General features: G+C 51.7%; 4 protein-coding genes and 1 pseudogene. All 5 read right to left on the bottom strand.

The genetic code is table 11. The features are described 5' to 3' along the window. Nucleotides 1-919 (bottom strand): NADH-quinone oxidoreductase subunit NuoH (gene nuoH / locus MHN01_RS14565; RefSeq protein ID WP_239412007.1); only part of this gene is annotated, 919 nt, incomplete at its 3' end. A 3-nt stretch (nt 920-922) separates the two neighbouring features. After that, nucleotides 923-3586, bottom strand: a complete 2664-nt coding sequence (locus MHN01_RS14570) for a molybdopterin-dependent oxidoreductase (RefSeq protein ID WP_239412008.1) — start codon at nt 3584-3586, stop codon at nt 923-925. Then, entirely contained in the window at nt 3579-4865 is a 1287-nt protein-coding gene (gene nuoF, locus MHN01_RS14575) for an NADH-quinone oxidoreductase subunit NuoF (protein WP_239412009.1), read from the bottom strand. Before nuoF ends, MHN01_RS14570 begins: the two co-directional genes overlap by 8 nt. Next, nucleotides 4858-5394 (bottom strand): NAD(P)H-dependent oxidoreductase subunit E, encoded by a 537-nt coding sequence (nuoE, locus tag MHN01_RS14580; RefSeq protein ID WP_239412010.1) that lies wholly within the window; start codon nt 5392-5394, stop codon nt 4858-4860. Before nuoE ends, nuoF begins: the two co-directional genes overlap by 8 nt. Before the next feature lie 35 nt (nt 5395-5429). Continuing rightward, a pseudogene (locus MHN01_RS14585) lies at nt 5430-5648 on the bottom strand (NADH-quinone oxidoreductase subunit D); the annotation flags it as partial.

Raw genomic sequence — 5648 nt, forward strand, 5'->3', positions numbered from 1 at the left:
TGGTCATTAGCTGATCGTAGCGATAACGGGGGAAGGTAAATCTGATCCACATGATCAGATAGACGAAGAAAAAGACCTTGAGCAGAAACCAGATCACCGGTGGCAGCGGCAGCAATATCCCGTTCCAGCCACCGAAGAACAGCAGTACACACATAACAGAAATGGTGAGCATGACGATATATTCACTGGTCATGAAGAAGGTAAAACGTACTCCGCTGTATTCGGTATGATAGCCAGCGACCAGATCGCCTTCGGCCTCCGCAAGATCGAAGGGGATACGTTGTGCCTCGGCCAGTCCGGCAATAAAAAAGACAATAAAGCCGATCGGTTGTGTCACGACATTCCAGACATTTTCTTGAGCTATGACGATTTGGCTAAGGTTCATCGACTCAGCCAGCATGATCACTCCAATCACCGCAAATCCCATCGGCACGGCATAGCTGATCATCTGGGCACAGGTACGAAAGCTGCCGAGTAGGGCATACTTGTTGTTCGATGCCCAACCGCCAAAGATAACGCCGTAAATTTCTAGTCCTCCCACCCCGAGGATGTATAACAAGGCGACATTCATATCAGACAGATGGAGGTCGATTTGGGTATCAAAAATGGTGATGGGTTCACCGAAGGGGATAGCCACAAAGACAGCAAAAGGTGGCACCAGTGACAGAAGTGGCGCGAGCTTGAACAGAAAGCGGTCAGCCTGATCCGGAATGATATCTTCCTTGGTAAGCAGTTTTATCCCGTCGGCGATGGGTTGCAACATCCCGTGCCAGCCAGTGCGCATCGGTCCAAGACGCTGCTGAATGTGGCCGGCAACCTTGCGTTCCATCCAGGTCAGTGGCACAGGCAGGATAAACAAAATTATTGTCAGCACAATGACCTTGGCCAGCATAACGAGAAAGACAAGCGAGAACTCCATTCTCTACTCCCTGTATACGCTGGCAAGGCAGGGAGTAGGCGTTGGAGACATAGCCAAATTATTGGGCAGTTTGGTCAGATCGCCGCTTATGACCAAAGTACTTTTTGTTGCCCGGCGAGTAACACGGGCTGGCAGTATCAGAGATTTATTTAACAGGCTCTGCCCAGAGCTAGATGGTGCATCAAGATATTGAGTTTGGTAGCGAACAAGCAACGGCTCATTATGGTTGACTCTGAGCTTGCTGGCATCGTGCTCGTGGATCTCAATCCAGGCTTCTTTCTCAATATCATCAAGCTGAGAGGAAGCGGCAATAGGATCTTTGGAGTGGTAAAGACTGGTAGCGGTCAGCAGTAGAAATGGCTGGCTATTATCGGCTTGTACTTCGGGTACTGGTGTTGTGTCCGGAACAAGCTCGTGTTCTTTCTCAATAAGCGGAGAAGGCTGCACAAAAGCTTCAATGTTCTGATGGCTGAATTGGTGACTGACTTGATGCTTGATTGGATGAAGCGGGCCAGAATTTCGGAAGGCCAGGTTGCTGTCTAGCTGGTTCCAATCTAGTCCTTGGTAAGCGGGAAGCTGGTGACATATTTCATCAAAAATGCGTTGTGGTTCTGTGCATCCCAGCTCGCTTTGTTTTTCGAGACATTGCGCGACGAGAGACAAGATCTCGGCGTCGTACTTTGCGTTATTGCTGGTGTTGCGGTCGTACTTTGCGTTATTGCTGGTGTTGCGGTCGCCGTTTTTGTTAGTGCTGCTTTTGGTAGCAGAGTAGAAAGGGCGAACACGCTGAACCCGGCCTTCGTTATTGGTGAAGGTACCGTCGGTCTCGGCGAAACTGAATCCCGGCAGGACAATATCAGCCATTTCCATTGTTGAATTCACAAATGTGCCCTGATAAATCATCAGCTGAGGCAGTGGAATCCGAGAACTTGTGTTGTTGCTGGTGCCGTCAGGGTCAGTAATAAATGGCAGCTCCTGATCGACAACATAGAGAATATCGGGAGGTGTCGAAGAGGTTACTAGCGCTTGCGTTGGTCCCTGCCAATTGGATGTGATATCTAACGCCCCCAGTCCATTACAATGCTGGAACAAGAACTGGAACTGCACGCTTGGCGTTATTTGCTGCAGTACCTTGATAAGCTGTACCAAGTTATGAACAGTGGCCGTCGCATTCGCACCAGTAAGAAGATCGGAGCCGATAAGTAAGCTGATACTGTTGGCAGATGCCAGCCTATCGCTGAACTCGATTAGCTCTGGTGATACAGGCTGCAATTCATCGGAGCCTTGTGTTTCAGTATTTCGATTTTCTGCCAGTTGATCATTTTTTAGCTGCGAGAGCAGTTGCTGTAGTAAGGTTAACTCGTGGCCCGGCGGATAGCGTAAGAAGGTCTTGGCCAATAAATCCAGGCGGCTTTGACGCGTTGATGCAAGCAGCAGAGTGAAAGGCTGGCGTGAGAAGCAGCCCCGGAGCAGATACTCGGAGACAGGGTTCTGCTCACCGATATTGCAGCCAAGTACGAAAATGCAATCGCTGTTAAAGAGCTCAGAAACAGGCTTGTTGGTATAACTCTGGTTGATCAAGCTGTTTACCGCAAGCTGGTAGCCAGGTTCAAAATCATGGCGGTAGATATCGTTGCCGCAGTAGATCTGTTTGCTGGCAAAGGTCTTGCTGATAAATTGATGAAACCGAAATAGCACCTCGTTGCTCATCCGGGCAGAGATCACACCGGCTGCACTGGCTCCTTGTTGTATAAGAGGCTGTAGATTTTCTTTGAGGGCGTCTAATGCCTCATCCCAAGAGACTGCCTGCAACTCGTTATTTTTCCTAACCATGGGTTGGGTGATCCGCGGGGCTTTATCAACAAAGTCGATACCGAATCGGCCTTTGGTGCAGAGTAGCTCTTTGTTCACGGCGCTGGTGGGCTTGGCTTTGACCCGGACAAGCTGATTGTTTCTTGTTTCGGCGCTGATTTGACAACCGGTACCGCAATGGGGGCAAATTGTCTCTGTCGTGGCCAGATCCCAAGGTCTGGCTTTGTAACGGTATTCGACTCTCATTAAGGCCCCGACAGGGCAGACTTCGATACAGTTACCGCAGTGATCGCAGCTGTTGAGGTTGTTGTCAAAGCCGGTTTCGAGGCAATCAGCTCCGCGTCCGATCACGCCGATGGCACTGGCACCGACGACTTCATCACACACCCGGACACAACGCTGGCACTGTATACAGCGATTAGAGTTGGCGACAATAACTTTATTGAGGATTGGATCTTTCTCGGTAAAGACGCGTTTGTTTTCCTCAAAGTAGCTGACGCGGGGGCCGTGATCTAACACGGTGTCCTGTAGTTCACACTCGCCACCCTTGTCGCAGATAGGGCAGTCGAGCGGGTGATTGGCAAGCAACAACTTGATAGTTGACTGCCTTGCCTGGGTAGCCCGGTCGCCGTCTGTATTGACCACCATGCCATCGGTGATGAGGGTGGCACAGGAAGGTTGCAGACGAGGGACTCCCTCAATTTCGACCAGACAGACACGGCATGAAGCGACAGGCTTTAGCAACTGATGGTTGCAGAACGTAGGCAGGTTAAGGCCTAGCTGCCGTGTCGCCTCCAGAATGGTTATACCTGGTGTAAACTCATGGCATACACCGTTAATCGTCACTTTAATCATGGTCAATGCCGCCCTCTGATTTAAGGGTAGCACGGGCATTAATTCGTTCGGTGAACTCCGATTCAAAGTGCTTAAGAGCAGCCCGCAAAGCCATGATTGCACCATCGGCCAGGGCGCAGAATGAGTTGCCGGCGATGTTGTCACACAGGCTATGGAGCTGAGACAGGTCGTCTTGTGTTGCAGTCCCGTCAGCAAAGCGGTGTAAGATTTTTACGGCCCACAAGGTCCCTTCGCGACAGGGCGAGCATTTTCCGCAGGATTCATGACAAAAGAATTCCATCGTTCGTTTGGTCACCTCAACGATAGAAGCACTGTTGTCCATCACGATGACGCCTGCCGATCCCAGCATCGAGCCAGCAGCAGCCAGGGTGTCGAAGTCCATGGCGATATCGACCTGATCGGCTGGCAGCATCGGGGCCGAGGCACCACCGGGGATCACTGCTTTCAACTGGTAACCGTCACGGCAGCCTCTACCATGGACTTCAATTAGCTCGCGAAGGGAAACGCCCATTGGCAGTTCATACAGGCCCGGCTTATTCACTTGGCCGCTCAGGCAATACAGTTTCGGTCCGGGGCTTTTTTCCGGCCCGATAGCGGCAAACCATTCGGCGCCGTTGGTGAAAATCGATGGAATGCAAGCGAGGGTCTCGACGTTGTTGACTACCGTCGGGCTGGCACAATAGCCCTTGATGGCAGGAAACGGCGGTTTCAGCCTTGGTTCGCCACGATAGCCTTCGAGCGACTGTAACAGCGCAGTTTCTTCGCCGCAGATATAGGCGCCGGCGTTGCGATGGATATATATCTCCAGATCAAAGCCGGAGCCGAGAATGTTCTTCCCCAGTAGCCCCTGTTTTTTTGCAGCGTCAATGGCGTGCTGAAGGCGTTCAAGTGCGAGGCGAAACTCATAGCGAAGATAGATATAGGCCCGGTGAGCACCGATGGCGTAGGCAGCAATTGCCATCCCTTCAAGCAACTGGTGTGGATCTTGTTCCATCAGGAACTTGTCTTTGAAGGTGCCGGGTTCGCCTTCGTCGGCATTGCAGCACAGATAGCGCTGGCTGGGGCTGTCAGCAGGAATAAAGGACCACTTCAGGCCTGTCGGAAAACCTGCTCCGCCACGCCCGCGTAAGTTGGACGCTTTGACCTGGCCGATCACATCAGCGGGTTTGTAACTGCTGAGCACTTTGCGCCAAGCCTCGTAGCCCCCATTGGCCTGATAGACATTAAGTTGCCAGGCGTTGTCTCGGACAGCATTTTTTAAAAGGACAGGTTCAAACATTGCGCACCTTAATGATGTTATCGGCCTCGGGTTGGTGCCATCCTGCTGGTGCTTGGGTGTGCTCTATGAGTTGAGCCAGCAGTTGCCGGAGCTGGGGCTCGCTCAACTGCTCAATATATGGGTCATTGTTAATCTGTAGGACGGGGGCTTTATCACAAGCTCCCAGGCATTCAACGGCAGAGAGGGTAAAGCGTCCGTCCGGCGTGGTTTGCTCTTGTTCGATCGCCAAGGTCTGTTTGATCACGTTCATTAACTTTTCGGCGTTGGCAAGCATGCAGGAGACATTGGTGCAGAGTTGCAGGTGGCAGCTGCCGATTGGCCGGGTGTGGTAGAGGCTGTAAAAACTGGCTACCTCATAGACCTGAACCGGGGGAAGCTCGAGAATATCGGCCACTTCCTGCATGATCTGGGTGCTCAGGTAACCATAGTGTTGCTGGGCAAGGTGTAGTGCAGGCATCAATGCCGAACGTCTCATGGGATAGATACGGCAGAATTCCTCAATTTCGTGTTTGAATTGTTCTTTGTTCATGCCAGCAACTCCCATAACTTGGTCGTATCTGCCTGTTACTTGTCGACTTCGGCCATCACAGGATCCAAGCTACCGACGATGGCTATCAGATCGGCCAGATAGCAGTCTTTGCACATTGGCTGCATCGCCTGCAAATTCACAAACGACGGAGCCCGAACCTTGACCCGGAAGGGGATCGCACTACCGTCACTAATAATGTAGTACCCGAGCTCCCCTTTGGGAGCTTCGATGGCCTCGTACCATTCTCCTTTGGG

Origin of the sequence: Photobacterium sp. OFAV2-7 (assembly GCF_022347985.1) — a bacterium.
Classification (GTDB): Bacteria; Pseudomonadota; Gammaproteobacteria; order Enterobacterales; family Vibrionaceae; genus Photobacterium.